The sequence below is a fragment of the Streptomyces sp. NPDC087422 genome (genome assembly GCF_044744145.1).
Classification (GTDB): Bacteria; Actinomycetota; Actinomycetes; order Streptomycetales; family Streptomycetaceae; genus Actinacidiphila.
In genome coordinates this window covers 297,465-323,094 of record NZ_JBIUXT010000004.1, presented here as the reverse complement: position 1 = coordinate 323,094, position 25,630 = coordinate 297,465, and the positions used below count along the sequence as shown (strand labels likewise).

Below are 25,630 nucleotides of genomic sequence, written 5' to 3'. Positions count from 1 at the left end.
GCAATGAGCTTGAGGACCCCCTCGCCGCCGGCGGGAGTGCGGGACGAACCGTCGCGGAAGCCGGACCGGCAGGCCGCCAGGAGCGGTGAGGACAGCGACCGGGCCATGCTCGAAGTGACCGGACTCAGCAAGCGCTACGGCGAGGTCCAGGCGCTCGACGGCTTCGAACTGACCGCCCACCGCGGCGAGATCGTCGGACTGGTCGGCCACAACGGCGCGGGCAAGTCGACCTTCGTCGAGATCGTCTCCGGGCTCATCAGGGCCGACTCCGGCGGCGTCCGCATCGGCGGCGAGGAGCCCACCAAGGCGCGCGGGCGGATCGGGGTCTCCCCGCAGAACATCGCCCTCTACCCGCCGCTGTCCGTCCGCGAGCACATGAAGTTCTTCGGCGGCCTCTCGGGACTGCGCCGCCGCGCCCTCACGTCCGCCATCGACGAACTGTCCGCCGCGCTGCGGCTGACCGAATTCCTCGACCGCCCGGCCGGTGTGCTCTCCGGCGGCCAGCAGCGCCGTACGCAGGCGGCCGTCGCCATGATCCACCGCCCCGACCTGCTGCTGCTCGACGAGCCCACCGCGGGCGCCGACCCGGAGACCCGCCAGGCGCTGCTCGACACCGTCAAGCTCCGCGCCGCCGACGGAGCCGCCGTCGTCTACACCACCCACTATCTGACCGAACTCACCGAACTGGCCGCGACCATCGCCGTCGCCAAGCGCGGCCGGGTGGTCGCCCGCGGCACCAGCGCGCAGCTCCTGGAGGGCCTGCCCGGCGAGGTCCGCGTGGTCCTGGCCGACGGCAGCGAACTCCACGAGTCCACCACCGACCCGACCGCCGCCCTGGTGCGGCTGCTCCACGAGGCGCGGCAGCCGGTCACCTCCGTCGACGTCCGCAAGCCCGACCTCGACGACCTCTACCGATCCCTGGCGGTGCTCGATGTCGACTGAATCCCTCTACCGGTCCGGCCTGATGGCCAAGTACAACGCCCTGCTGCGGCTGCGCGACCCCGGACAGCTCATCAGCTACATCGCGATGCCGATGCTGCTGATGCTGGTCTTCAAACCGCTGTACGTGACCGCGCTCAAGACCGGCACGCTCCAGGCGGTCACCGGGCCGCTGGTGATGTTCTCGGTCTTCGCGCTCTCCATCGTGGGCAACTCGATCATGGTCGAGCGCGAGTGGCGCACCTGGGACCGGCTGCGCGTCACCCGCGCCTCACGGGCCCAGCTCCTGCTGGGCAAGGCCGTACCGGCCTTCGTGATCCTGCTGCTCCAGCAGAGCGTGCTGCTGATCTTCGGCTGCCTGGTGATCGGGCTGCCGGTCCCGCCGACCCTGGGCTGGATCATGCTGGCCGTCGCGGTGTGGGGCTTCACCCTGCTCGCCCTCGGCACGGCGCTCGCCACGGTCGTCCGCAGCCGCGGCGACCTCGGCATGGTCTCCGACCTGGGCGCGATGCTGGTCAGCGCGCTCGGCGGCGCCCTGGTGCCGGTCAGCCTGATGCCCGCCTGGGCCCAGCACATCGCCCCGGCCTCGCCCGGCTACTGGGCGATGTCCCTGCTGCACGCCGCCATCGACGGCGACGCCTCGCGGATGCTGCGCCCGGCGCTGGTCTGCCTGGCGATCGGCGTGGCCTGCGGCGCCTTCGCCACCTACCGGCTCTCTCGCGGCTGGGGCCGCAGCCACCTGCTGTGAGGAGACATCGTGTCTGACATACCCGACGAGACGGACGAGACCGACGAGGCGTACGACGCCTACGATTCCGCGGTGGCCCTGGTCGGCATGGCCGGCCGCTTCCCCGGCGCCCCGGACGTGGCCACGCTGTGGCGCAACGCGCTGGCCGGTGTCAGCGGCCTGCGCGAGATCACCGACGAGGAACTGGCCGCGGCAGGCGTCTCCGCGCGGACCGCCGCCAACCCCCACTACGTACGGGTGGGCGGGCCGGTCGACGGCATCGCCGACTTCGACGCCGCCGCGTTCGGCTTCTCGCCCCGCGAGGCGGAGACGATGGGCCCGCAGCACCGGCTCTTCCTGGAGTGCTCCTGGGAAGCGCTGGAGAACGCCGGTTACCCGCCGGTGGCCCCGCCGGGACAGGTCGGCGTCTTCGGCGGTTCCGCCTTCCCCGACTACCTGCTCGACAACGTCGCGCACGTCATGGACGAACCCGGCGGCGGCCAGTTGGTCGCGGTCGGCAACGAACGGGACTCGCTCACCAGCCTGGTGGCGTACAAGCTCGGCCTGCGCGGTCCGAGCCTGAGCGTGCAGACCTTCTGCTCGACGTCGCTGGTCGCGGTCCACCTGGCCTGCCAGAGCCTGCTGACCTTCGAGAGCGATCTGGCCCTGGCCGGCGGCGCCTTCCTGCCGCTGCCGCAGCCGACCGGGTACATGTACCACCCGGGCGGCATCACCTCGCCGCAGGGCACGGTCCGCAGCTTCGACGCGGCGGCCGACGGAACGGTGATGGGCGCGGCCGTCGGCGTGGTCGCGCTGCGCAGGATGACCGACGCGCTCGCCGACGGCGACGTGATCCACGCGGTCATCCTGGGCTCCGCGGTCAACAACGACGGTCAGGAGCGCGTCGGTTACTCCGCACCGGGCGTCGAGGGACAGGCCGCGGTGATCCGTACCGCGCTGAACGTCGCCGACGTCAAGCCCGAGTCCGTCGGCTACGTGGAGTGCCACGCCACCGGCACCGCGCTCGGCGACGGCATCGAACTGACCGCGCTGTCACGGGTGTTCCAGACGACACCGCAGACACCGATCGTGCTGGGCTCGGCCAAACCGGCCGTCGGCCACCTGGACCGGGCCTCCGGCGTCACCGGCCTGATCCGGGCCGCGCTCGGCGTCCGCGACGGTGTACGGCTGGCCATCCCCGGCTTCGAGAAGCCCAACCCCGCGCTGGCCGCCGCTTCCGACCGCTTCACCGTACTGCCGCACAATCAGCCGTGGCCGGCCGGTCCCGAGCCGCGCCGGGCCGGAGTCAGCTCCTTCGGCATGGGCGGCACCAACGCGCACGTCGTCATCGAGCAGGCCCCGCCGCGTACCGCCCGCGCCGCCGTCCCCGGACCGCACCTGCTGGCCTTCTCCGCGGGCGACCAGGACGCGCTCGACGAGGTCACCGAGCGGCTGCGCGGCCACCTGGCCGCGCACCCCGAAGTGGACCCGGCCGACGTCGCCTACACCCTCCAGGTCTCGCGCGGGCACTTCGCACTGCGCCGCTTCGTGGTCTGCGACGACCTCCAGGACGCGGTCGCCGCGCTCGGCGACCCCGGCCGCTGGGTGGACGGCGAGACCACCCGGCACGACCCGGCCGTGGTGCTGGCCGAGGAGGAGCGGGCACCGGCCGACTGGCGGTCCCAACTGGCCGCCGCGGCGGCCTCGTTGCTGCCGGGAACCCCCGAGGGCGGCGCTTCCCCTGCCGTCTCCGCCGTCCTGGAACAGGGGCTGCGGGCGATCGGCGTGCGGATCAGGGCCGCCGGTGACACCGGGACCGGGCACGTCGAGACCGTCACCGTCGCCCCCGAGGCCGACGCTCCCTCCGGGTCGGCGGCGCGCTGGCTCGTGACCACCGTGGGCCGACTGTGGCTGGCGGGCGCCGCGATCGACTGGGCCGCGCTGCACAAGGGCGAGGGACGGCGGGCCGAACTGCCCACCTACCCCTTCCGCCGCACCCGCCACTGGGTGGAGGCGCGGCCGGGAGCCCGCGGTGAGAAGCCGCCGGCCGAGGGCCGTGTCGACGACCTCGCGCAGTGGTCGTATCTGCCCGCGTGGCGGCAACGCCCGCTGCCCACCCGCGATCTGGACGAGCGGCTGCGCGCGGCCGGGCCGTGGCTGGTGCTGGCCGCCGAGGAGCGCGCCGAGGCGCTGGTACGCCGACTGGCGGTGGCCGGCGCCGAGGTCGTCACGGCGAGGCCCGGCGGGGAGTTCGGGCAGGACGCGGCGGGGGACTTCACCGTACGCATCGAACACCCGGAGGATCTGGGGGAGTTGCTGGCCCTGCAATTCGTCGCGCCCCGCACGCTCGTGCACGGCTTCTCGCTCGCCTCACCCGAGGGCGACGGCGCCGGGCACTTCACCGCGGAGCAGGAGCGGGGAACGCACTCCGCGCTCGGCCTGGTCGGCGTGCTGGCCGCCGAATCCGAGCCCGCGCAGGCCGAGTTGACCCTGCTGACCGCCGGGGCCGTCTCCGTGACCGGCACCGATCTGCGGCATCCGGAGCACGCGGCGCTCGCCGCGCTGGCCCCCACCATCGGCCAGGAGAACGCGCATCTGTCGTGCCGTCACCTCGACCTGGACCCGGCGGAGGGCGCCGGCACACCGGCGGCGGTCGACCAGACGCTGGCCGCGATCGTCCACCCGCACCAAGGGCCTTCGGCCGTCCGGGCCGGCGACCTGTGGGCGCGGACCTATCAGCCACACCCGCTGGAGGAGACCGACCCCGCGCGTCCGGTGTTCGGCGACGGCGAGACGGTGCTGATCACCGGCGGTCTCGGCGACGTCGGGCTGGCCCTGGCCCGGCACCTCGCGGAGACCCACGGCTGCCGTCTGGTGCTGACCTCGCGCGGCGGACTCCCGCCGCGTGAGCGCTGGCCGGAGCTGTCGGCCGGTGACGACCGGGTCGCCCGGCACATCAGGAACGTGCTGGATCTGGAAGCGCGCGGCGCCGAGGTGATCGCCATGGGCGCGGACGTCGGCGACCAGGAGGCGATGCGGGCCGTCGTCCGGGCGGCCGACGAGCGGTTCGGCGGCATCGACGCGGTGGTGCACGCGGCCGGTACGCGGGACCCGAGCCGGTTCGAGATCGCCCACCTGTCCGACCGGGAGAACCGCGCCGCGCACCTGCACCCCAAGGTGGCCGGCTTCCACACCCTCCAGGCGGTCCTCGGGGACCGCGCCAAGGACCGCAGGATCACCGTGTCCTCGCTGTCCGCGGTGCTCGGCGGCGTCACGTTCGGTCCGCACGCCGCGGCCAACGCGGCGCTGGACGCGTACGCCCGCAGGGCCCGGCTGCGCGGCGAGGGCCGCTGGATCACCGTCGACTGGGACACCTGGGCGACCGACGCGGAGCGCCGTGAGGCGCACGGCGATCCGGCCGCCGGGGCCTACGAGATGGCGGTGCCGGAGGGTCTGACCCTGCTGGAGCGCGCGCTGGCGGCGGCCGACCGGCTCGCCCATGTGGTGATCTCCTCCGGGCCGCTCGCCCCGCGGCTCGCCCAGTGGGTCACCGGCGACGGCACGTCGGCGGAGCAGCGGGCCGCCGACGACGGGCAGCGCCACGCGCGGCCGAAGCTGCGCACCCCGTACGCCGAGCCCGCCGAGGGCACGGAGGCGGCGCTGGCGGAGATCTGGGGCCAGGTCCTGGCGGTGGAGGGAATCGGCGCGGATGACGGCTTCTTCGAACTGGGCGGTCACTCGCTCGTCGCCGTCGAGCTCTCGGCGCGCATCCGCGCGGCCCTCTCGTGCGACCTCGCCCCGACCGACCTGCTGGAGCACTTCACCGTCCGCCGTCTGGCGTCCTTCGTGGAGGGCTGACACCGGCACGTACCGGCATCCGTACCGCCAGGGGCGGCCGTCGCGGACCTTCCGCGCCGGCCGCCCCGCGCGTGCTGTCCGCGCGGTGGTCCCGTGCGGCACGCCCGGCTCCGCCACCCGGTGGCGGGGCGCCGTCACCGGTCGGCCGCCGCGGCGCGCGCCGTGAGGGCCTTGCGGTCGATCTTGCGGTTGGCGTTGAGCGGGAACTCCTCGACCTGGACGAAGCGGCGGGGGACCAGGGCGCGCGGCAGGAAGGCCGCCAGGTCCTCGGCCAGGGCCGCCTGAGGCCGCCGCTCACCGAGCAGGAAGGCCGTCAACTCGCCGTCCACGGCGACCGCGACGGCCTCCTTCACACCCTCGACGCGGCGCAACGCCCACTCCACCTCGGCCAGTTCGACGCGCACCCCGTGGATCTTCACCTGGTGGTCGCGCCGACCCAGATACGCGAAGGCGTCGCCGGGCAGCCGTCGTACCAAGTCGCCCGTGCGGTACCAGCGTTCGCCGCCGTGCTCCAGGAACCGGCCCTCGTCGTCGGCCGGGTCGAGATAGCCGGGGAACATCTGGTCGCCGGTGACGCACAGTTCACCGTCGCCGTCCTCGGTGGGCTCGTGCAGCAGCGCCCGCATACCGGGGTGCAGACGGCCGATCGACACCACGTCGTTGACGCACGACGACGGTGAGGTGACCGGGTCCCAGCGGTGCACACTGCACGAGATGGTCAGCTCGGTCGGGCCGTAGAGATTCTCCACCACCGAGCCGGGCGCCGCAGCGCCCCACTCCCGCGCGTCGTGGGCCAGCAGCGGCTCTCCGCAGAACAGGCTCCAGCGCAGGCTCGGCATGCTGCCCGCGGGCAGCCCCCGGGGCCGCCGCCGCAGCAGCGACACCAGGCTCGGCGCGGAGAACCACACCGTGATGCCCTGCTCGGCGACGAACCGCTCCAGCGAGGCGTACGCGGTCGGCGGCACGCTCACCACGGTGCCGCCGCTGCCCCAGCCGGTGAACAGGTCGAACATCGCCAGGTCGAAGGTGAGATCGAAGGTCTGCGAGAACACGTCCCCGCTGTGGAAGCCGTACCGGCCGTGCACGAAGCGCAGATAGGCGTCGACATTGCGGTGCAGCACGGGCACCCCCTTGGGCGTGCCCGTGGAGCCCGAGGTGAACAGGATGTACGCGATGTCGTCGGGCGTCGTCGGCAGCGGCTGCTCCAACGGCTCCCCGCCCGGCTCCCCGACGACGGGGACGCCGTCGAGGACCCCGGCCAGCTCCGGCAGCACGGCGGCGCCGCGCTCGTCCACGATCAGCGCGTCCAGACCGGCCGCGGTGATCATCCGGGCGGTGCGGTCGGCGGGGAAGCCGGGGTGCAGCGGCACGACGGCCGCGCCCGCGAACTGCGCGGCCAGCAGACCGGCGTAGGCGGTCACGGTACGGGAGGCCAGCAGGCCGACCCGCCGGGGCCGCCCGCCGGGGACCGCCGCGACGACGGTCCCGGCGAGCGCCCGCGCGGCGGCGTCCAGCCGCGTGTAGTCGACGGCGGTGGAGCCGACGCGCAGCGCCTCGGCCCCGCCGTCGAGCGCCAGGCCGTGCCGGAACCAGTCGGTGAGGGTCCGGCCCGCCGGGACCGCGGCGCCCGCGGTCCCCGGCGGCCGGTCCCCGGCCTCCCGTCGCGGCCCGCCCGGCCGCGACGGCAGGCGCGCGGGTTCAGTGGTGAACAACGGATGCCTCCTGCGGGTGGATGGGCGCGAGGCCCGGAAGCTGCGGGCCCCAGGTGCCGCGCAGCGCCCGGTCGATGTAGCGGTGGGTGACCGCGGCCTGCTCCAGCACCGCGAAGTGCCCGCCGGTCAGGGTGTGCGAGGTGAAGCGCCCGGTGGTCTGGTCGCGCCACCCCGCCACGTCGGCGATGCCCGCGCGCGGGTCGTCGGTGGCCGCGAGCGCCGTGATCGGCACGCTCAGCGGAGCCTGCGGCCGGTACTCGTAGGAGTCCCTGACCCCGAAGTCCGCGCGGAACGGCGGCAGGATCATCCGCAGCACCGTCGGGTCGGTCAGCATCCACTCCGGGGTGCCGCCGATCCGCCGCAGCAGCGCCACGACCTCGTCCTGCGTCATCCCCGCCACCGGCGGGTCGCCGTCGTCGGGCGAGCCGGGCGCCGCGCACCCGGAGACGAACAGGTGCACCGGCATGGGCCCGCCGCGGCGCCTGATCTCCCGCACCAGCTCGAAGCCGACCAGCGCCCCGAGGCTGTGCCCGTACACCGCGTACGGCCGCGTCTCCCCCTCCGGGGAGGTGTCGGCCAGCACGGCGTCCGCGAGGTCCGGCACCAGCCGGTCCATCCGGTCGTACGGGGTGTCGCGCAGCCGGGTCTCCCGGCCGGGCGGCTGGACCGGGCGCACCGACACCGGGCCCAGCCTGCCGAACCAGGAACGGTACGCCGAGGCCGAACCCCCGGCGTGCGGCAGGCAGTACAGCCGCACGCCGGCGCAGCCGGGCTGCTCCGCGAAGGGCAGCCACGAGGCGGCGGGCGCCGCCTCCAGCACGGTCGTCATCGCGTCACCTCGACCTCGACATAGCCGGGCAGCGGCTGGATCTGGTCCAGGTCCGCCCCCAGCACCAGCCGGTCGCCCTCCCTGGCCACCTCGCGGAAGCCGCTGAAGGCGTAGGTGATCTGCATCATCCGGTTGCGGCCGGTCTCCACGAAGTCCGCGCGCAGGCCCGCACCGGCCTCCCGCGCCCGCTCCATGATGTGGCTGAGCAGCACCGAGCCGACCCCGCGGGACATCACCCGGCACGACATCAGCATCATGTGGAGCTGCCAGTTCGGGTCGCCGGTCTCCACCAGCGCCAGGCCGATCTTGCCGTACGAGCCGAACCGGTCGGTGAGGGTGGCCACCAGCAGCAGGTGGTCGGGCGACTCGCGCAGCGCGTCCAGCTCGTCGTACGAGTACGTGCGGCCCGTCGAGTTGAGCTGGTTGGTGCGGATGGTCAGTTCCTCCGCGCGCTGGAGGTCCTCGCGGGCCGCCGGGGCGATGGTGAACGTCATGCCCAGGCTGGCCAGGAACTCCTCGTTGGTGCCGACGAAATCGCTCTCGATCTCGTCCCGCGCGAGCTGGCTGTGGTACATCGCCCGGCGCTGCGCCGACTCGTCGGAGACGAACCGCGGCCGGAACTCGATCCGGTTCAGCTCGGTGTCGATGTCGAGCGCGTTGACCCGGGTGACCTCGGGGACGGAGAACTCCATCTCGGCCAGCTCGAAGTCCTGGTCGTCGACGAAGGCGAACGCGTCGAGCCCCAGATTGAGCTTGGCGGAGATCTGCCGGACCGACTCCGACTTGGCGTTCCAGCCGATCCGCGGGTACAGGAACAGGTCCTCAAGGCCCAGTTCGCGCAGCTTCGCCATGGCCGTGTCGTGGTCGTTCTTGCTCGCCACGGAGTGCAGGACGCCCAGCGCGTCCAGCCGGCGGATGTGCTCCACCACGCCGGGGCGCAGGGTGACCTCGCCGTCCTCCAGCAGCACCCCGTCCCACAGCGTGTTGTCCAGGTCCCACACCACGCACTTGATCTTGCCCTGCGCGGGCTTGCGGTACGGACCGTCCGGCGGCGACGCCGGGCCGGTGGCCGGCGCGGTGGCCGGCGGTTGCGTCAGCGTGCTCACAGTGCCCACTCCCGGTATGCCTCGTCAGCGATCGTGATCCGCTGGATCTCGTTGCTGCCCTCGATGATTTCCATGACCTTCGCGTCCCGGTACAGCCGTGCGGCCGGGAAGTCGGCGCTCATTCCGTTGGCGCCGTGGATCTGTACGGCCTCCGTGGAGTGCCGGGCCGCCGCGGTGGACGCGAAGTACTTCGCCACCCAGGTGGCCATGATGGTCGCCGGGTCCCCGGCGTCCTTGAGCACACCGGCCTGGTGGCACAGCAGCCTGGCCGCCCGCACATCGGTGACCATGTCCGACAACTTCGCCCGGATGAGCTGGAGTTCACGGAGTTTGCTGCCACCGACCGTGCGCTGCGCGGTGTAGTACGCCGACGCCTCCAGGCACGCCTGGACGATTCCGACGGAACCGGAGGCGACCGAGAACCGGCCCAGGTCGAGGGTTCCGCTGAGCACCATGCCGGAGGCGAACGAACTGGGCCCCAACAGCGCGTCGGAATCGAGCCGCACATCGTCGAACTCCAGCTCGGCGATGAGCGAGGCCCGGGTGCCGAGCACGTCCTCCACCGGTATCACCCGCACGCCGGGTGACCGGCGCGGTACGAGCAGGGCGATCACGCTGGACTCGGTGCGGGCGAACACCAGGAACAGGTCCGCCCGTTGGCCACCGGTGATCCACTTCTTGCGGCCGTTGAGCCGCCACCCGCCGTTCTCCTGGACGGCGGTGGTACGGATGCCCGCGGTGTCGCTGCCGCCACCTGCGGGCTCCGACAGGCAGAAGGCGCCGCGCACCGCGCCGGTGGCCAGCGACGGCGCCCACTGCTCGATCTGGGCGGGGCTGCCCCAGCGGAGCAGCGCCCACGACAGCATGGTGTGCACGGTGAGCAGGGACCTGACCGAGGAACATCCCCGGCCCACCTCCTCGTGCACCTGACCGAGCGTCACCAGGTCAAGGTCCTGGCCGCCCAGCGCGGCCGGGTAGAAGGGGGCCCACAGGCCCGCCTCGCCGATCCGCTCCTGCAACTCCTCGGGGACCGCGCCCCGCCGGTCGTACACGTCGGCCACCGGCATGATGTGGGTGTCGACGAACGCGCGTGCCGAGTCCCGGGTGATCCGGGCCCCCGCCGGCGCCGCCGCGAGGGGCGGCGCCGTGGTCAAGCTCGTCATGGTCTGGCTCCTCAGTCGACGGAGACGGGGACGCTCCGGCGGGCGACGAGGTCCGCCATGGCCTCGACGGTGCGGAAGTTGTCGATGCGCAGTTCGTCGTTGGGGATGGTGAGGCCGAAGGTCTTCTCGATGAACATCACCAGCTCCATCGCGAAGAGCGAGTTGATGTAGCCGAGCGAGAAGATGTCCTGGTCGGTGGCGATGCTGGCCTGCGGGAAGCGGGCCTCGATGAAGGAGAGGATGCTGGTCTGGGCGGTGGTGTTCTCGGACATGGTCGTCATCCCTTGTTGTCGTAGGTGTAGAAGCCACGGCCGGTCTTCCGGCCGTGCAGTCCGGCGTCGGTCATCTGCTTGAGCAGCGGGCAGGGCCGGTACTTGCTGTCGGCGTAGTGCTCGTAGAGCACCTCGACGCTGTAGAGGATCGTGTCGACGCCGATCAGGTCGGCGGTCTCCAGCGGACCCATCGGGTGCCCGAAGCACCCGCGGAACACCTCGTCCACCGACTCCGCGGTGGCGACGCCCTCGTGGACGAGGAAGGCGGCCTCGTTGACGGTCAGCATGAGCACCCGGTTGGAGACGAAGCCGGAGGCGTCCTTGACGTCCACCGCCTTCTTGCCCATGCCGCTGAGGAGCTGGCGGGTGACCTCGACGGTCTCCTGCGCGGTGTGGAAGCCGGGGATCAGCTCCACGACCGGCTTGGCCGGCACCGGGTTCATGAAGTGCACCCCGACGACCCGCTCCGGGTGCGTGCCGACCGCGGCGACGCGGGTGATCGGGATCGCGGAGGTGTTGACGATCACGACCGCCTCGGGGGAGAGCACGCGGTCCAGCTCGGCGTGCACCTCGCGCTTGATCTCCCAGTTCTCGGTGACGTTCTCGATCACGAAGTCGGCCTTGGCGAGCGCCTCGACGCCGACAGCGGTGGTGATCCGGCCCAGGATCTCGTCGGGGTCCAGGGCCGGTCCGCCCATCAGGCGGCTGAGCCGGCAGTTGCGGCTGATGGCCGCCTTGGCGTCGGTGAGAATCCGCTCGTCGATGTCGACGAGGACGGTCTCGTAACCGGACTGGGCCAGATTGTGCGCGACTCCGATGCCCATGACCCCGGCACCGACAACTCCTACGACGGTCATGATCTCTCCGATTCCTTGGTGGGTGGTGCTGGCTGTTGTGGGTGTGCTGAACCACGCCTGGGGCGTGGGGTGTCGCGTGGTGCGGAGTGCCGCTGACGCGGGATCAGCTCCTGCGCCGCCGGGCGGCGGTCTTCAGGCCGGACCTGCGCAGTCGCGCCTGCTCCTGGCCGTCGGGCTCCGGGACGGGCGCCGCGTCCGCGGCGGGTCCGTCCACGACCTTGGCGAGGGCCTCGACGGTCGGGGCCTCGTAGAGGATGTGCGGGGGGAGCTCGGCGTCCTGGAAGGCCCGGCGCAGGGCCGCGAGCAGGGCGATGCCGAGCAGTGAGTTGCCGCCGAGTTCGAAGAAGTTGTCACGGGCGCCGACCCGTTCGAGCTTGAGCATGTCGCCCCAGACCTCCGCCAGCCGCTCCTCGACGGGGCCCGAGGGCTCCCGGTAGGGGGTGAGGAGTTCGGGCCGCGGGTGCCGGTCGGCGGAGCCGGAGCCGCCGCCCGCCGGGGCCATGACGGCCTCGACGGTGAAGCCGGTGCTGTAGCTCACCATCGTCGGCAGGTCCTGCGTGGAGACCACGACCCGCGACTCGCCGGAGGCCAGGGCCCGCAGCAGCGAGCGCCAGCCCTCCGCGAAGGTGATGCCGAAGGCTTCCCGGTGCGAGCGGAAGAAGGCCTGCAAGCCCTCGTCGTAGCCCGACAGACCGGAGTCCCAGGCGTTCCAGGTCCACTCGCCCCAGTCGACCGACAGGACCCGGCGGCCGGTGGCCGCCTGCCGTGCCGCGTAGCCGTCGAGGTAGGCGTTGCCCGCGCAGTAGTCGACCTGGCCCGGGCCGCCGCCGGTGGCCGCGGTGATCGAGGAGAACAGCACCAGGAAGTCCAGCGCGGTCTCATCAGCGTGGCCGATTCGCAGTGCTTTGTCCAGGGCCTGTACGCCGGCAACTTTGGGCGCGAGAACGAGCTCGGAGTCGTCGGACTGCTTGAACTGGATCAGACCCGTTCCGGGCACGCCGGCGGTGTGCAGGATGCCGTGCAGGGCGCCGAAACGCTCCTGCGCCAGGTCGATGGCGCGCCGGACGTCGGGCGCGCTCGCCACGTCACCCGTGACGATCTCGACCTCCGCGCCCAGCTCCACGATGCCCAGGACACGGCTCACCCTGGCCCGCAGCGCCTCGTCGGCCGCCTCGGTGCCCGCGGCGATGCCCTCCCACCGCTCACGCGGCGGCAGCCCGCGGCGGCCGAAGAGCACCAGCCGGGCGTTGACCTGCCGTGCGAGGTGTTCCGCCATGCCCAGACCGATGCCGCCCAGACCGCCGGTGATCAGATAGACCCCGCGCTCGCGCAGCACCGCCGCGGCGCTCTCGTCGTCCGCCGCCGGGAGCATGTCGTAACCGCACACCCAGCGCCTGCTGCCGCGCAGGGCGACGGCCGCGTCGGTCCGCGGTCGGCGCAGTTCGGCGGCGACGGCGGCGGCCGGGGTGTCCGGCTCGACGTCGAGCAGCCGGGTGGTGACGTTGGGGTACTCCAGCGGCACCACGAGCGTCGGGCCGATGAGCGTGGCGGCGTCGGGCCGTACCTCCGAACCGTCGAGCACCTGGTGGGCGCCCGCGGTGACCATGTCCAACTGCCAGTCGCCCGAGCCCAGTTCACCGGCCGCACGGGCCAGTGCCACCAGGGTGTGCAGACCGAACGCGATCGACTCGTCGTCGGGCCGCTCCGCGAGCGTCCACAGATGGACCACCCGTTCCAGCGCGAGCCCGCGCTTGCGCAGATCGCGCAGGACCGCCTGGGCGTCGCCCGAGTGGCCCGGCCGTACGGTGTAGCCGGTCGCCGGGTCGGCGCTCCAGCCGCCGCCGGGACGGACCGCGGTCACGGTCGCGCCGTCGGCCGCCGCCGCGCGCACCAACTCGTCGAGCACACCGTCGGCCTCCGACCCGTCGGCGTAGACCAGCCAGCTCGCGGGCTGCGCGCCCGCCGTCGCAGGGGACGCGGTCTGCCGCCACACCGGCTGCCAGACCCACTGCTCCTCCGGCAGCTTCGGGACCCGGTCGATGTCCTCGAAGCTGGCGGGCACACCCGGTGTGCCCGGCGCCGTCGCAGCCGCGGGCGCGGCCGGCTTGGCGCCGATCAGCGGGGTCTGCTCGATCCAGTAGCGCTGCCGCTGGAAGGGGTACGTGGGCAGCGGCACCCTGCCGGGCGCGAAGCCCCGGTGCAGCTCGGCGGTCCGCTCGGCGCGGCCGTGGTAGGCCGCCCAGTCCAGGTCGACACCGGTCAGCCACAGCCGCGACAGGGCCTCGGTCAGGACTCGGTCGGCCGGACGCGGGTCGCTCTGCGCGGGCAGCGTCGCGGTGATCGTCGCCCAGCGCTGCGGAGCGCAGCCCGCGCCGCGCACCATCGTGCCCAGTGACTGTCCGGGACCGATCTCCACCATCGCCAGCTCGGGGTCGGCCAGCAGCGTCTCGACGGCCGCCGCGAACTGCACGGGACGGCACATGTGCTCCGCCCAGTAGGCGGGGTCCCGCACCAGCCGGGCGTCGGCGACACCGCCGGTGACGTTCGACAGGTACGGCAGACGCGGCGGGTTGAGCCGGATGTTCTCCGCGACCCACGAGGTCAGCTCGTCCGCGAGCGGGGCGAGCATCCGGGAGTGGAAGGCGTGCGTGGTGCGCAGCCCCCGGCTGGGGACGCCGTCGCGCTCCAGGTCGGCGGCGAGGCCGGCCAGCGCGTCGGCGGGACCGGCGACCACCACGGTCTGCGGGCCGTTGACCGCGGCGATGTCCAGGCCGCGCGCCTGAAGTCCGTAGCGGTCGCGCAGGTCGTCGGGCCCGAGCGGCACCGCGGCCATGGAACCCGTCTCGACCCCGGAGATCAGCCGGGCCCGGTGCACCACCAGCGCCAGCGCGTCCTCCAGCGACAGCACCCCGGCCAGGCAGGCCGCGACGTACTCGCCGAGGCTGTAGCCGAGCATCAGCGACGGCTGCACGCCCCACACCATCAGCGTCGAGGCCAGCGCGTAGTCCACCGCGAACAGCAGCGGCTGGACGATCTCGGTGCGCTCCAGCTCCGCCTCCCGGTCGTCGGCCGCGCCGGTCGCCCGGCCCAGCAGCGCCGCCAGGTCCATACCGCCGCCGGGACGGTCCCCGGTCAGCAGCCCCATCAGGTCGGTGTCCGGCAGGTGCGCGGCCAGCAGGCCCAGGCAGTGGTCGAGTTCGGCGCGGAAGACCGGCTCGTGCCGGTAGAGGTCGCCGACCAGACCCGGATACTGCTCGCCGACCCCGGCGAAGAGGAAGGCGACGGGACGGCCGTGCGCGGTCTCCACCCGCGCCGACAGCGGCGCGTCCTCGTCCGCACCGGCCAGCGAGGCCACGGCCTGCTCACCGCTGGAGACCACGGTGGCGCGGCGGTGCTCGAAGGTCTTGCGGCCGACCTGGAGGGTGTAGGCGACATCGGCGACGCTCGCCCCCGAGGTCGCGGCCAAGTGCTCGGCGAGGTTGCTCACGGCCTGGTCGGCGGCGTCCGAGGTTCGGGCCGAGACCGGCAGGAAGTGGTGCCGCCTGCCGCCCTGCGGGGTGTCGGGGCCGGCCCTGCGGGCCGGCGGCTCTTCGACGACGACGTGCACGTTGGTGCCTCCCATGCCCAGCGAGTTGAGTCCGGCGATCCGCGGCCTGCCGTCCTCGGCCGGCCACTCGGTCAGCCGGGTGTTGACGTAGAAGGGGCTGTCGGCGAAGTCGATCTGCGGGTTGGGGGCGGTGAAGTGCAAGGTCGCGGGGACCATCCGCTCGCGGACGGTGAGGACCGTCTTGATCAGGCCCGCGGTGCCCGAAGCGTGGTTGAGGTGACCGATGTTGGTCTTCACCGCGCCGATCGGGATGCTGCCGGGACCGCCCGCCGTGCCGAACGCCCGGCTCAGCGCGGTGACTTCGATCGGGTCGCCGATCGGGGTGGCCGTGCCGTGCGCCTCGATGTAGCCGAAGTCCTCCGGCCTCACCCGTGCGTCGGCCATCGCGTCCTGCACCACACGGGCCTGCCCGGCGACGCTGGGCGCGGTGTAACCGACCTTCAGGGCGCCGTCGTTGTTGATCGCCGAGCCGCGGATGACCGCGTGCACGGTGTCGCCGTCGCGCAGCGCGTCCGAGAGCCGCTTGAGGACCACGACGGTCGCGCCGTCGCCGAACATCGAACCGCTGGCCTGCGCGTCGAAGGTCCGCACATGGCCGTCGTGCGACTCCATGCCGCCCTGCTGGCGGCGGTGGCCGACCCGGTCCGGCACGCTGATGGACACACCGCCCGCCAGCGCCATCTCGCACTCGCCGCCGCGCAGGCTCTGCACCGCCAGGTGCACACCGACCAGCGACGTCGAGCAGAAGGTCTGCACCGCGACGCTCGGTCCGCGCAGGTCGAACAGGTAGGAGACGGACGTGGTCAGCGCGTCCTTGTCGTTGCTCATGATGATCTCGTACGGGCTGATGTCGCCCGCGGCGAGCTGCGAGGTCATCCCGAACAGATACGTGGACAGGTTGGAGCCGCCGAAGACGCCGATCCGGTCGCGGTACGCCTCGTTGGCGTACCCCGCGTGCTCCAGACCCTCCCAGCAGACCTCAAGGAAGAGCCGCTGCTGCGGGTCGGTGAGCGCCGCCATCCGCGGGCTCATCCCGAAGAATCCGGCGTCGAAGCCGCTGATGTCGTCCAGCACGGCGCGCGCGGGCACGTACTCCGGGTCCTGGACCATGTCCGGGTCGACGCCCGCCTCGATCAGCTCCTCGGGGGTGAAGAAGCGGATCGACTCCACGCCCTCGCACAGATTCCGCCAGAAGCCGGCCACGTCGCCCGCGCCGGGGAAGCGGCCCGCCATGCCGACGATGGCGATCCGCCGGTCGAGTTCGGTGCTCTCCGGTTCGGTGTCCTCGGGGCGCTCGGTGTGCTGGGTGACCGCGCTGACGGCCGGGGTCGCGGCCATGGCCGGACGCGGCGCCGGAGCGGCGACGGGTACGGGCGCGGGGGCGGGCCGGGGCGCGGGGACGACGGTCGCCGCAGGGGTACGGGGCGCCGCCGGGGCGCGGACCGGTGCCGGGCTCGGCCCTCCGGCGGCCTTGGGCTTCTGCTCGTCCAGGACGGCCGCCAGCCGGTGCACGGTCGGCGCCTCGAAGAGCGTGACCGTCGGCACCGTCACACCGAAGCGCGACTTCACGGTGGCCAGCATCTGGAGGGCGAAGAGCGAACTGCCGCCCAGGTCGAAGAAGTTGTCACGGGTACCGACCGGGTCGACACCGAGGGTGTCGGTCCACAGCGCGCACAGCTCGCGCTCCGTGGCGGTCAGCGGCGCCGTGTACGGCTGCGGCAGGTCGGGCCGCGGGAAGGACGCCACAGGGGACGTGCTCCCGCCGCCCGCCGGGACCGCCTGCGGACGGCTCGGGAGCCGGCCCGCCAGACCGCCGGCCACCACGACCACCGCGGGCAGCGGCTGCGTCACCGCGCGGTCGAGTGCGGTCAGCGACTGCTCGGCGGTCATCGCGTGCGCGGCCATCGAGGCGCCGGTCCTGGCGTCGACCTTGGCCAGCGTCGGCGCCCAGGTGTCCCAGGCGGCCGAGGTCCAGCGGGTCTGCGCGGTGCCGTCGTCCGGGCCCGCCCCGGCGAGCGCGGCCAGCGCGGCGTTGGCCGCCGCGTAGCTGCCGAAGGCCAGTCCGCCCAGGTGCGCGGAGGTCGAGGAGAACAGCAGGCCCCAACGCGGCGCGCGGTCCCCGGCGAGCCCGCCGACGGCGTCGCGCAGCACGCGTGCGCCCTCGTACTTGGCGGCGAAGTGCCGTGCGACGGTGCTCTCCTGGAGCGCGCCCAGCGGCAGGAAGGTGTCCTCCGAGGTGTCGGCCGCCGCGTGCACCAGGCCGTCGAAGCGCTCCGCGCCGAACAGGGCGCGTACGGCGGCGGCGTCGGTGACGTCCAGCGCGGGCGCCTCGACGTCCGCGCCGAGCGCGCGCAGCCGGACGACCGCCTGGCGGCGCGGGTCCGCCGGGTCGGCGGGCAGTCCGGTACGGCTGGCGAGCACGACGCGCCCGGCGCCGCCGCGGATCAGGTGCTCCGCGACCATCAGGCCCACGTCGCCCAGGCCGCCGGTGACGAGGTAGCTCTCGCCGGGCAGGACCACGGGCAGTTCGTCGGTGTGCGCCTTGGGCGCCTCGATCGGGCGGTACCGCGGGGTGAGGCGGCTGCCCGCGCGGAAGGCGGTGAGCACCGGCCCCTCGGCGGCGGCCAGTTCGGCGGCGAGCAGGGCGGCGGAGGCCGCGGTGTCGGCCGCGGGGTCCAGGTCGACGCCGCGGGCGTCGAGGCCCGGGTACTCCTGGCCCGCGACGACCGGCAGGACGGCGACCGCGGCCTGCGCCGGGAGGCTCCGCTCGGCGGCCGTGACGCTCTGGCCGCCGCGGGTGACCACGACGACACCGCCGGTCCCGGCCCGGTCGCCCCACGCCGACACGGCGCGGGAGACGTCGAGGACGGCCCGGGCCGGGTCCGCGTCGGGCCCGTCCGCGTCCAGCGCGGACAGCACGACCACGGTCAGCGGCCCGTCGCCGGGCACCTCGGCGGTGTCGGGCGCGTCCGTCGGCCGTACGGTGACGGCCTCGGCGCCCGCGCCGCGCAGCCGCTCGGCCAGCGCGTCGCCGACCCCGGAGGCGTCGGCGTACAGCAGGAACCGGCCGGTGGCCGTACCCGTGCCGCCGTTCGCGTCCGGGCTCCACACCCGGCTCATGACCTGTACGTGCTCCTCGGCGCCGGAGTCGGCGGACTCCGTTGCCGCGGAGGGGAGTTCGGGCTTGGCGGCGGCGGGCGCGTCGATCCAGTAGCGGGAGCGCTGGAAGGGGTATCCGGGCAGCTTCGTGCGCAGGACGTCACGGCCGTGCTGGTAGCCGGACCAGTCGATGTCGACGCCGGTCAGCCACAGGCGGCCCACGGCCTCGGTGAGGACCGTGCCCGCCTCGCGCGGGTCGTCGTCGCCGGGCAGCGCGGGGATCAGCAGGTCCGCGTGCCCTTCGGTGAGGGCGCGGTGGGCGCCGAGGGCGCCGTCGCCGATCTCCAGCAGGGCGTGGTTCCCGGACTCCAGCAGCGCGCCGAGCGCGGTGCCGGGGTCGGCGGGCGGGCCCGTGAGGGCCGCGGTCCAGTGCGCGGGGTCGGTGGCCTCGGCCGCCGTCAGCCGGCCGCCGGTCGCGGCGGAGTACAGGACGGTTGCGGGCTCGCCGAAGGTGATGTGGCCCGCCGCCCAGTCGGTCAGCGGCTGTCCCTCGGTCTCCGTGCGGCGGTGCAGCAGCGCGAAGGCGTCCTTGAGGGAGAAGACCCCGGCCAGGCACCCGGCGACGTACTCGCCGACGCCGTGCCCGAGGAGGGCGTCCGGCTGGATGCCCCAGGAGCGCAGGAGCGTGCCGAGGGCGTATCCGAAGGCGAAGGCGCGGTGCCCGTGCTGGTCGTGGCCGCTGGTGCGGTCGGGGGAGAGCAGTCCGGCCAGCGGGGCGCCGCCGACGGCCTGGGCGGCGGCGCGGCACTCGTCGAGCGCGGTACGGAACGCCGGTTCCGCGTCGTAGAGTTCGGCCGCCGCGGCGGGGTACGGCTCCGCGGCGCCGGTCAGCAGGAAGGCGACCGGCCGGGAGGCGGTGCCGTCGGCGCGGCCGAGGGCGGACCCGGCGCGCAGCTCGCGCGCCGCGCCGCTCAGCGAGTCCGCGACCAGGGCGCGCCGGTGGCTGAAGAGCCGGCGGCCGCTCTGGAGGGTGTAGGCGACGTCGGAGATGCCCGCGCCGACCGTGGTGTCCGCGTCGTCCATGGTGTCCAGGTGCGCGGCGAGATTGGCGGTGGCCTCGTCGGCGGCGGCCTCGGTGCGGGCGGACCACACCAGCAGTTCGCTGCGGCGGCCCGAGCCGGTGCTGCGGGCGGCGACCGGCGGGGCCTCCTCCAGGATCACGTGGGCGTTGGTGCCGCCGATGCCGAAGGCGCTGACCCCGGCGCGGCGCGGACGGTCGCCGCGCGGCCACGGGTGCCGCTCGGTGAGGACCGTCAACCGCGCGTCGCCGGACTCCAGTTGGGGATTGGGCGCGGTGTAGTTGCGGGTCGCGGGGATCTCGCCGTGGTGCAGCGACAGGGCGGTCTTGATCAGACCGGTCACACCGGCCGCGCGGTCCAGGTGGCCGAGGTTGGTCTTGACCGAACCGATCATGACCTCCTTGCCGTCGAACACCTGCTGGAGCGCGGCGAGTTCGGCGGCGTCGCCGAGTGCGGTGCCGGTGCCGTGCGCCTCGATGTAGTCGATGTCCTCGGGCTCGAGACCGGTCGCGGCGAGCGCCTCGGCGATCACCTCGGCCTGGCCGCTGACACCCGGCGCGGTGAAGCCGACCTTGCGGCCCGCGTCGTTGTTGACGGCCCAGCCGCGGATCACCGCGTACACCTGGTCGCCGTCGGCGAGCGCGTCGACCAGGCGGCGCAGCGCGACCACGCCGACGCCGTTGCCGACCAGGCTGCCCCGGCCGGAGGCGTCGAAGGCGCGGCACTCGCCGTCGGGCGAGCTGATGCCGCCCGGCTGGTAGAGGTAGCCGGTGTCGTCCGGGACCGCGATGGCGGCGCCGCCCGCGAGCGCCAGGTCGCACTCGAAACCGGCCAGGCTGGTGGCCGCGGCGCAGACCGCGACCAGGGACGTCGAGCAGTAGCTCTGGATGCCGTACGCGGGCCCTGACAGGCCCAGCGTGTGGGCGACGCGCAGGGTCAGCGAGTCCTTGTCGTTGGCCAGGCCCACGGTCAGCTCGCCGACGCTGCGGCCGATCCCGGACGGGGCGACGTTACGCGTCAGATAGGTGCTGATCGCGCAGCCGGCGAAGACACCGATCGAGCCGTCGAAGCTCGCCGGGTCGCAGCCCGCGTCCTCCAGCGCGTGCCAACTGTGCTCCAGGAAGAGCCGGTGCTGCGGGTCGAGGATCTGCGCCTCCTTCGGGTTGATCCCGAAGAAGTCGGCGTCGAAGCGGTCGATCCCGTCGATCACCGCGCCCGCCTTCACATACGCGGGGTCGTCGATCAGTTCGTCGGGCACGCCCGCGGCGCGCAGTTGGTCGTCGGTGAAGCGGGTGATGCCCGAGCGGCCGTCGCGGAGCGCCGACCACAGCTCCGTGGCATCGGTGGCGCCGGGGAAGCGCCCGGCGAGGCCGACGATGGCGATGTCCATCGGTGACACCTCGGTGGGTATGCGCGGCATGAATCCGTCCTCCTAGTTCCGGGTGATGGAAGGCTGGGCACCGCGGGCGCGGCGCCGTCTCTCGCCCCGGGCGAGGCCGGAGTCGCGTGCTGTGGTGGTGGCGGTCCCGGCGGGACCGCCGTCGAGCGCCGCCGCGAAGGCGGCGACGGTCGGGTGCTCGAACAGGACGGCCGGGGCGATCCTGCGGTCGAGCCGCTTCTCGATGTCGGCGACCATGGACATCCCGACCAGGGAGTTGCCGCCCAGGTCGAAGAACGGGTCGTGGACGCCGATGCCGTCGATGCCGAGGTGCCGGCCCCAGCTGTCGGCGATGACCGTCTCCAACTCGGTGCGCGGGGCCGCGTATTCGGTACGCAGCAACGGCCGGGGGAAGCGCGGCCGTTCGCTGTCGGCGGGGGCGCCGGCCGCGACGAGCGCGTCCAGGTCGGTCAGCGCCGCCCACTCGCGCAGCCCCTCGGCCATCGGCATCCGCACCGCCAGCAGGCTGCCGCGGGCGGCGCCCGCCAGCCTGCCCAGCAGCGCGTTGCCGCCGGACTCGGAGAAGCCGTAGCGGGCGCGGTGCTCGCGGACCCGGTCGGCCAGCGCGCCGCCGGACGCCTCGGCCTGCCAGTCGTCGTGCTGCCACGGGCCCCAGGCCACGCTCAGCACCTTGGTGGTGGCCGCGGCGGCGTCGGCCAGCGCCGCGCCGTACGCGTCCAGGACGGTGTTGGCGGCGCTGTAGTCGCCCTCGCCCAGGCCGCCGAAGACGCTGACCGCCGAGGAGTACAGGACCAGCAGCTCCGGCCGCTCGGCCTCCGGGGTGCCGGGGCCGACGAGTTCGGCGAGCGGGCCCATGGCGAGCACCTTCGGCGCGAGCACCGTACGGGCCGTGCCGGGCGTCAGGCGGACGGCCATGCCGCCCGCGGGGACGCCCGCCGCGTGCAGGACGCCGGTCAGCGTTCCGAACCGCTCCCGGCAGTCGCGCAGCGCGCGCCGCAGGTCCTCCGGCACGCCGACGTCGGCGGTGAGCAGCAGCACCTCGGCGCCTGACGCCTTCAACGCGGCGATGTCGCGCAGGCTTTGGGCGGCCCGCCCCTCGGGGTCGGCGGCAGCCGCGGCGTTCAGATCGGTCCTGCCGACCAGGGCCAGCCGCCGCGCCCCGGAGCGTACGAGTTCCCGTGCGAGCCCGAGGCCGAGACCGCGGGTGCCGCCGGTGACCAGATACGCGCCGTCGGGGCGTACGGGGAAGCCGGTCGCGCCGTCGGCCGCGGGGAGCGGCACCAGGCGCCAGTCCTTGAGCAGGCGGCGTCCCGCGCGCCAGGCGATCAGCGCGGGGGTGGCGGCCGGGTCGTCGTGCTGCCAGGCGCGGTGGCCGATCTCCTCCGCGAGGTGGGCGGCGCAGGTATCGGCGGGCGCCGACGGGTCCAGGTCGACGCCGCGCCAGGCCGTACCCGGCTGCTCGGCGTGGGCGATCCGGGCGAAGCCGTGGGCCAGCGCCCGGTCGGGGGCCGTGCAGTCGCCGCCGTGCACCTGGGCGGCGCCCGCGGTCACGGTCAGCAGCTTCACGCCGCGTTCGGCCGCCGCCGAGGCGAGCGACTGGACGGTGAGCAGCAGGCTGTCGAAGCCCAGCCGGACCGCCCTGACCAGCTCGGCGTCCTCGGCGAACAGCGGGGTGCGGGCCGGGTCGCGCAGGCTCCACAGGTGGGCGACGCGCAGCGGTCCCGCGGTCCCGGCCAGCGCTTCCGCGACGACCCTGCGGTAGTGCTCGGGGTCGGCGGGGTCGATGACGACCCGCCGTCCGTCGCGCCGCCAGGCGCCGCCGGGCACGACCTCGGTGACGGGTGCGCCGCAGGCCGCGGCCAGCTCGGCCAGCCGGGTCCCGACACCGTCGCCGTCGGCGAACACCACCAGGGGCGCGGCCGGTTCCACGGCGGTCGGCGCGGGCAGGGTGACGTCCTGCTGCCACGCGGGGGCGTAGCAGAAGTCGTCGGGCCGGACGGCGCCGCCGGTGGAGCCGGTGCCGGTCGCGGCGGCCGTCCCCGTGCCCGTGCGCGGCCAGTAGCGGGTCCGCTGGAAGGGGTAGGCGGGCAGTTCCGTGAGCGTGCCGGGGCGTGCGCCGCGCAGCGACGTCCAGTCGAGGTCGGCGCCCAGCTCCCAGAGCCGGCCGAAGGTCTCCAGCAGCCGGGAGCGGCCGTCGGTGGGGCCGCCCGCCGCCCACTGCGCGGGGACGGTGCCGAGCACGGTGGGGTTGGCGCCGCTGCGGTCGTTCTGCCGGAGCAGGCCGCCCAGGGTCTGGCCGGGGCCCAGCTCCACATAGCCGTCCACGCCCAGATCCGCGCAGGCCGCCAGACCGTCGGCGAACCGCACGGGGCTGGTCAGGTGGTCGGCCCAGTAGCCGGGGTCGGTGGCCTGCTCGGCGGTCAGCGGCGCGCCGGTGACGTTGGAGACGACCGGGATGCGCGGCTCGTGCCGGGGCACCGCGGCCACGGCCTCGGCCAGCTCCGCGCGGGCCGGGGCGAGCAGCGCCGAGTGGAAGGGGTGCGCGGAGCGCAACTGCCGTGCCGCCAGGCCCTGTTCGGCCAGGTGGGCGGCGGCGGTCGCCACGGCGTCCGGCGCTCCGCTGACCACGGTCATGGCCGGGCCGTTGACGGCGGCGATGTCCACCGCCGCGCCGCACGCGGCCAGTTCGGCGCGCACCCGGTCGGCGTCGGCGGCGACCGCCAGCATCCGGCCCTCGGGCGCCGCCTCGATCAGCCGGGCGCGCCGCGCCACCAGCCACAGGGCGTCGGGCAGTTCGAAGACACCGGCCAGGGTCGCGGCCACGTACTCGCCGAGGCTGTAGCCGATCAGCAGGTCGGGCGTGACGCCGTGCGTGGCCAGCAGCCTGGCCAGCGCGTACTCGACGGTGAACAGTGACAGGTGCGCGATCTCCGCGTGGCTGTCCGGGTCGTCCGCCAGGTCAGCCCCGCTGCCGGGCCTGGCCAGAAAGCCCGCCCCCGCGTCGGCCGGCGCCTGCGCGGGCTCACCGAGCAGCGTGTCCCGCAGGTCGATGCCGCAGCGCTCCTCGGCGACGGCCAGGCACGTCTCGACGGCCTCGGCGAACGCCGGTTCCGTACGGTGCAGATCGCGCGCCATGCCCCGGTAGTGGTCGCCCGTGCCCGGCAGCAGATACGCCAGCTTGGGGCGGCCCTTGACCGTACGGACCCCGGTGGCCCGCGCCGCGGTCGCCAGCGCGGCGGCAGCGTCCTCGGGGTCGGCGGCCACCACCGCGCGCCTGAACTCCAGCGCCGCGCGGCCGCTTTGCAGCGTGTACGCCAGGTCGTCGAGGCCGGTGCGTCCGGCGACCGCGGCCAGCGCGTCCAGCCGCGCCGTCAGCGCGCCGTCGTCGGCGGCGGAGACGGGCAGCAGTTCGGCCCTGCCGGGCGCCGGGGCGGCTTCGACGGAACCTTCGGCGGCGCCGTCGGCCGAGGTGCCTTCCGTGGTGGCGAGACCGGCGCGGACCGGGCCGCCGACGCCCGCCGCCGTGCCCGTCCCGGCCGCCGCGGGCGACGGCGCCGCCAGGACGACATGGGCGTTGGTGCCGCACCAGCCGAAGGAGCTGACGCCCACGAGCTGCGGCGACGCCTCGTCGGTCGGGAGGGGGCGGGACTCGGAGGCCGGGCGGACGGCGCCCGCGGCGACGGCGGTCTCCGAGGGCTCGGTCATGTTCAGATTCGGCGGCACCGTGCGGTGCTTGACGGCCAGGACGGCCTTGATGAGACCGGCCATCCCGGCCGCGGCCTGGGTGTGGCCGATGTTGGTCTTCACCGCGCCCACGTGCAGCGGCCGTTCCTCGCTGCGGCGCCCGAACACATCGGTGAGCGCGCCCAGTTCGATGGCGTCGCCGAGCTTGGTGCCGGAGCCGTGCGCCTCGACGTACGCGATGTCGTCGGGGGTCGCCCCGGCAGCGGACACCGCGCGGCGGATGACGTCGGCCTGGGCGCTGCGGCTGGGCGCGGTCAGGCCGTTGCTGCGGCCGTCCTGGTTGACGGCCGTGCCGCGGATGACCGCGTGCACCCGGTGGCCGCGCCGTACCGCGTCGGAGAGCCGCTCCAGGACGACCACTCCGGCGCCCTCGCCCAGCACATAGCCGTCGGCGCGGGCGTCGAAGGTCTTGCACAGGCCGTCGGGGGACAGCATCGAGGTGGAGCAGGCGTTGACGTACATGTCGGTGTGCATCAGCAGGAAGGCGCCGCCCGCCACCGCGAGGTCGCACTCGCCGCGGCGCAGCGCCGTACCGGCGAGGTGGACGGCCACCAGCGAGGACGAGCAGGCGGTGTCCAGGGTCAGCGCGGGGCCGCGCAGGTCGTAGTGGTACGCGAGCCGGCCCGCGACGACGCTGGCGGAACCGCCCTGGCCGCCGTACGGGTCGTGCAGCACGCCCAGACCTTCCTCGGCCTGCTCCAGGCGCAGGTACTGGAGGACGTCGGAGAAGCCGATCATCACTCCGGTACGGCTGCCCGCCAGGCTCGGCGGCGGCGTACCGGAGTCCTCCAGCGCCTCCCAGGTCAGCTCCATGAGCAGCCGCTGCTGCGGGTCCATCCGCAGCGCCTCCTGCGGGGAGCTGCCGAAGAACCGGGCGTCCCAGCCCGCCACGTCGTCGAGGAAGGCGCCGCGGGTGGTGTAGACCCCGTCGTTCTCGACGTGCGGGGTGAGGTCGAACCGGCCGCCCGGCACCTCGTCGAGGACCGCGGACCTGCCCTGGTCGAGCAGGTCCCAGTAGGCGTCGACGGAACCGGCGCCGGGGAAGCGGCACGACATGCCGACGACTGCGATCGGCTCGTGCGTCTGTGCCTGGGCCTCGGCCAGCTTGCGCCTGGCGTCACCCAGGTCGACCGTGGCCTTCTTCAGGTATTCGCGGAGTCTGTCCTCGCCTGCCATCTTCCTGCCCTCTGCCGATTCGTGGTGTGGTGACGGACTGCCCGGTGCCGGGAGCCGGTGGTG

Annotated in this window: 11 protein-coding genes; 3 read left to right on the top strand and 8 right to left on the bottom strand. The window is 74.2% G+C overall.

What is annotated here, in order from left to right:
- Positions 1 to 3: 3 nt before the first annotated feature.
- Genes ACIO6U_RS14685 through ACIO6U_RS14675 form a run of 3 tightly spaced genes read left to right on the top strand, consistent with a single transcriptional unit; the run spans position 4 to position 5,524 of the window.
- Complete coding sequence (locus tag ACIO6U_RS14685) at positions 4 to 942, top strand: ABC transporter ATP-binding protein (protein ID WP_355341396.1); 939 nt, start codon at positions 4 to 6, stop codon at positions 940 to 942.
- A complete protein-coding gene (locus tag ACIO6U_RS14680) occupies positions 932 to 1,687 on the top strand; it encodes an ABC transporter permease (RefSeq protein ID WP_355341399.1) in 756 nt (251 codons plus the stop codon). Before ACIO6U_RS14685 ends, ACIO6U_RS14680 begins: the two co-directional genes overlap by 11 nt.
- A 9-nt stretch (positions 1,688 to 1,696) precedes the next feature.
- The gene (locus tag ACIO6U_RS14675; RefSeq protein ID WP_401718958.1) at positions 1,697 to 5,524 is read left to right on the top strand and encodes an SDR family NAD(P)-dependent oxidoreductase; all 3,828 of its coding nucleotides are present in this window, start codon (positions 1,697 to 1,699) and stop codon (positions 5,522 to 5,524) included.
- 134 nt (positions 5,525 to 5,658) lie between these two features.
- On the opposite strand, the gene ACIO6U_RS14670 is transcribed toward ACIO6U_RS14675, so the two are convergent.
- The 8 genes from ACIO6U_RS14670 to ACIO6U_RS14635 form a co-directional block, all read right to left on the bottom strand.
- A complete protein-coding gene (locus tag ACIO6U_RS14670; protein ID WP_401718955.1) occupies positions 5,659 to 7,236 on the bottom strand; it encodes an AMP-binding protein in 1,578 nt (525 codons plus the stop codon).
- Positions 7,223 to 8,065 carry a thioesterase domain-containing protein gene (locus ACIO6U_RS14665; RefSeq protein ID WP_355341408.1) on the bottom strand — a complete coding sequence of 281 codons (843 nt, stop codon included), beginning with the start codon at positions 8,063 to 8,065 and terminating at the stop codon, positions 7,223 to 7,225. The genes ACIO6U_RS14670 and ACIO6U_RS14665 overlap by 14 nt, the downstream gene beginning before the upstream one ends.
- A complete protein-coding gene (locus ACIO6U_RS14660; RefSeq protein WP_355341410.1) occupies positions 8,062 to 9,171 on the bottom strand; it encodes an HAD-IIIC family phosphatase in 1,110 nt (369 codons plus the stop codon). Before ACIO6U_RS14660 ends, ACIO6U_RS14665 begins: the two co-directional genes overlap by 4 nt.
- On the bottom strand, positions 9,168 to 10,334 hold the full coding sequence (locus ACIO6U_RS14655) for an acyl-CoA dehydrogenase family protein (protein WP_401718951.1): 1,167 nt from the start codon (positions 10,332 to 10,334) through the stop codon (positions 9,168 to 9,170). The genes ACIO6U_RS14660 and ACIO6U_RS14655 overlap by 4 nt, the downstream gene beginning before the upstream one ends.
- An 11-nt stretch (positions 10,335 to 10,345) precedes the next feature.
- Positions 10,346 to 10,606 carry an acyl carrier protein gene (locus tag ACIO6U_RS14650; protein WP_188282225.1) on the bottom strand — a complete coding sequence of 87 codons (261 nt, stop codon included), beginning with the start codon at positions 10,604 to 10,606 and terminating at the stop codon, positions 10,346 to 10,348.
- A gap of 5 nt (positions 10,607 to 10,611) precedes the next feature.
- Complete coding sequence (locus ACIO6U_RS14645; RefSeq protein ID WP_355341416.1) at positions 10,612 to 11,463, bottom strand: 3-hydroxyacyl-CoA dehydrogenase NAD-binding domain-containing protein; 852 nt, start codon at positions 11,461 to 11,463, stop codon at positions 10,612 to 10,614.
- Between the two features lie 103 nt (positions 11,464 to 11,566).
- Positions 11,567 to 20,668, bottom strand: a complete 9,102-nt coding sequence (locus tag ACIO6U_RS14640) for a beta-ketoacyl synthase N-terminal-like domain-containing protein (protein ID WP_401718947.1) — start codon at positions 20,666 to 20,668, stop codon at positions 11,567 to 11,569.
- Positions 20,669 to 20,680: 12 nt separating this feature from the next.
- A complete protein-coding gene (locus tag ACIO6U_RS14635; RefSeq protein WP_401718944.1) occupies positions 20,681 to 25,567 on the bottom strand; it encodes an SDR family NAD(P)-dependent oxidoreductase in 4,887 nt (1,628 codons plus the stop codon).
- Positions 25,568 to 25,630 lie beyond the last annotated feature (63 nt).

Bases quoted from the DNA above. Each gene is read 5' to 3' on its own strand.
- ACIO6U_RS14685 (WP_355341396.1), top strand. From the start codon at position 4: ATGAGCTTGAGGACCCCCTCGCCGCCGGCGGGAGTGCGGGACGAACCG.
- ACIO6U_RS14680 (WP_355341399.1), top strand. From the start codon at position 932: ATGTCGACTGAATCCCTCTACCGGTCCGGCCTGATGGCCAAGTACAAC.
- ACIO6U_RS14665 (WP_355341408.1), bottom strand. From the start codon at position 8,065: ATGACGACCGTGCTGGAGGCGGCGCCCGCCGCCTCGTGGCTGCCCTTC.
- ACIO6U_RS14655 (WP_401718951.1), bottom strand. From the start codon at position 10,334: ATGACGAGCTTGACCACGGCGCCGCCCCTCGCGGCGGCGCCGGCGGGG.
- ACIO6U_RS14650 (WP_188282225.1), bottom strand. From the start codon at position 10,606: ATGTCCGAGAACACCACCGCCCAGACCAGCATCCTCTCCTTCATCGAG.
- ACIO6U_RS14645 (WP_355341416.1), bottom strand. From the start codon at position 11,463: ATGACCGTCGTAGGAGTTGTCGGTGCCGGGGTCATGGGCATCGGAGTC.
- ACIO6U_RS14640 (WP_401718947.1), bottom strand. From the start codon at position 20,668: ATGCCGCGCATACCCACCGAGGTGTCACCGATGGACATCGCCATCGTC.
- ACIO6U_RS14635 (WP_401718944.1), bottom strand. From the start codon at position 25,567: ATGGCAGGCGAGGACAGACTCCGCGAATACCTGAAGAAGGCCACGGTC.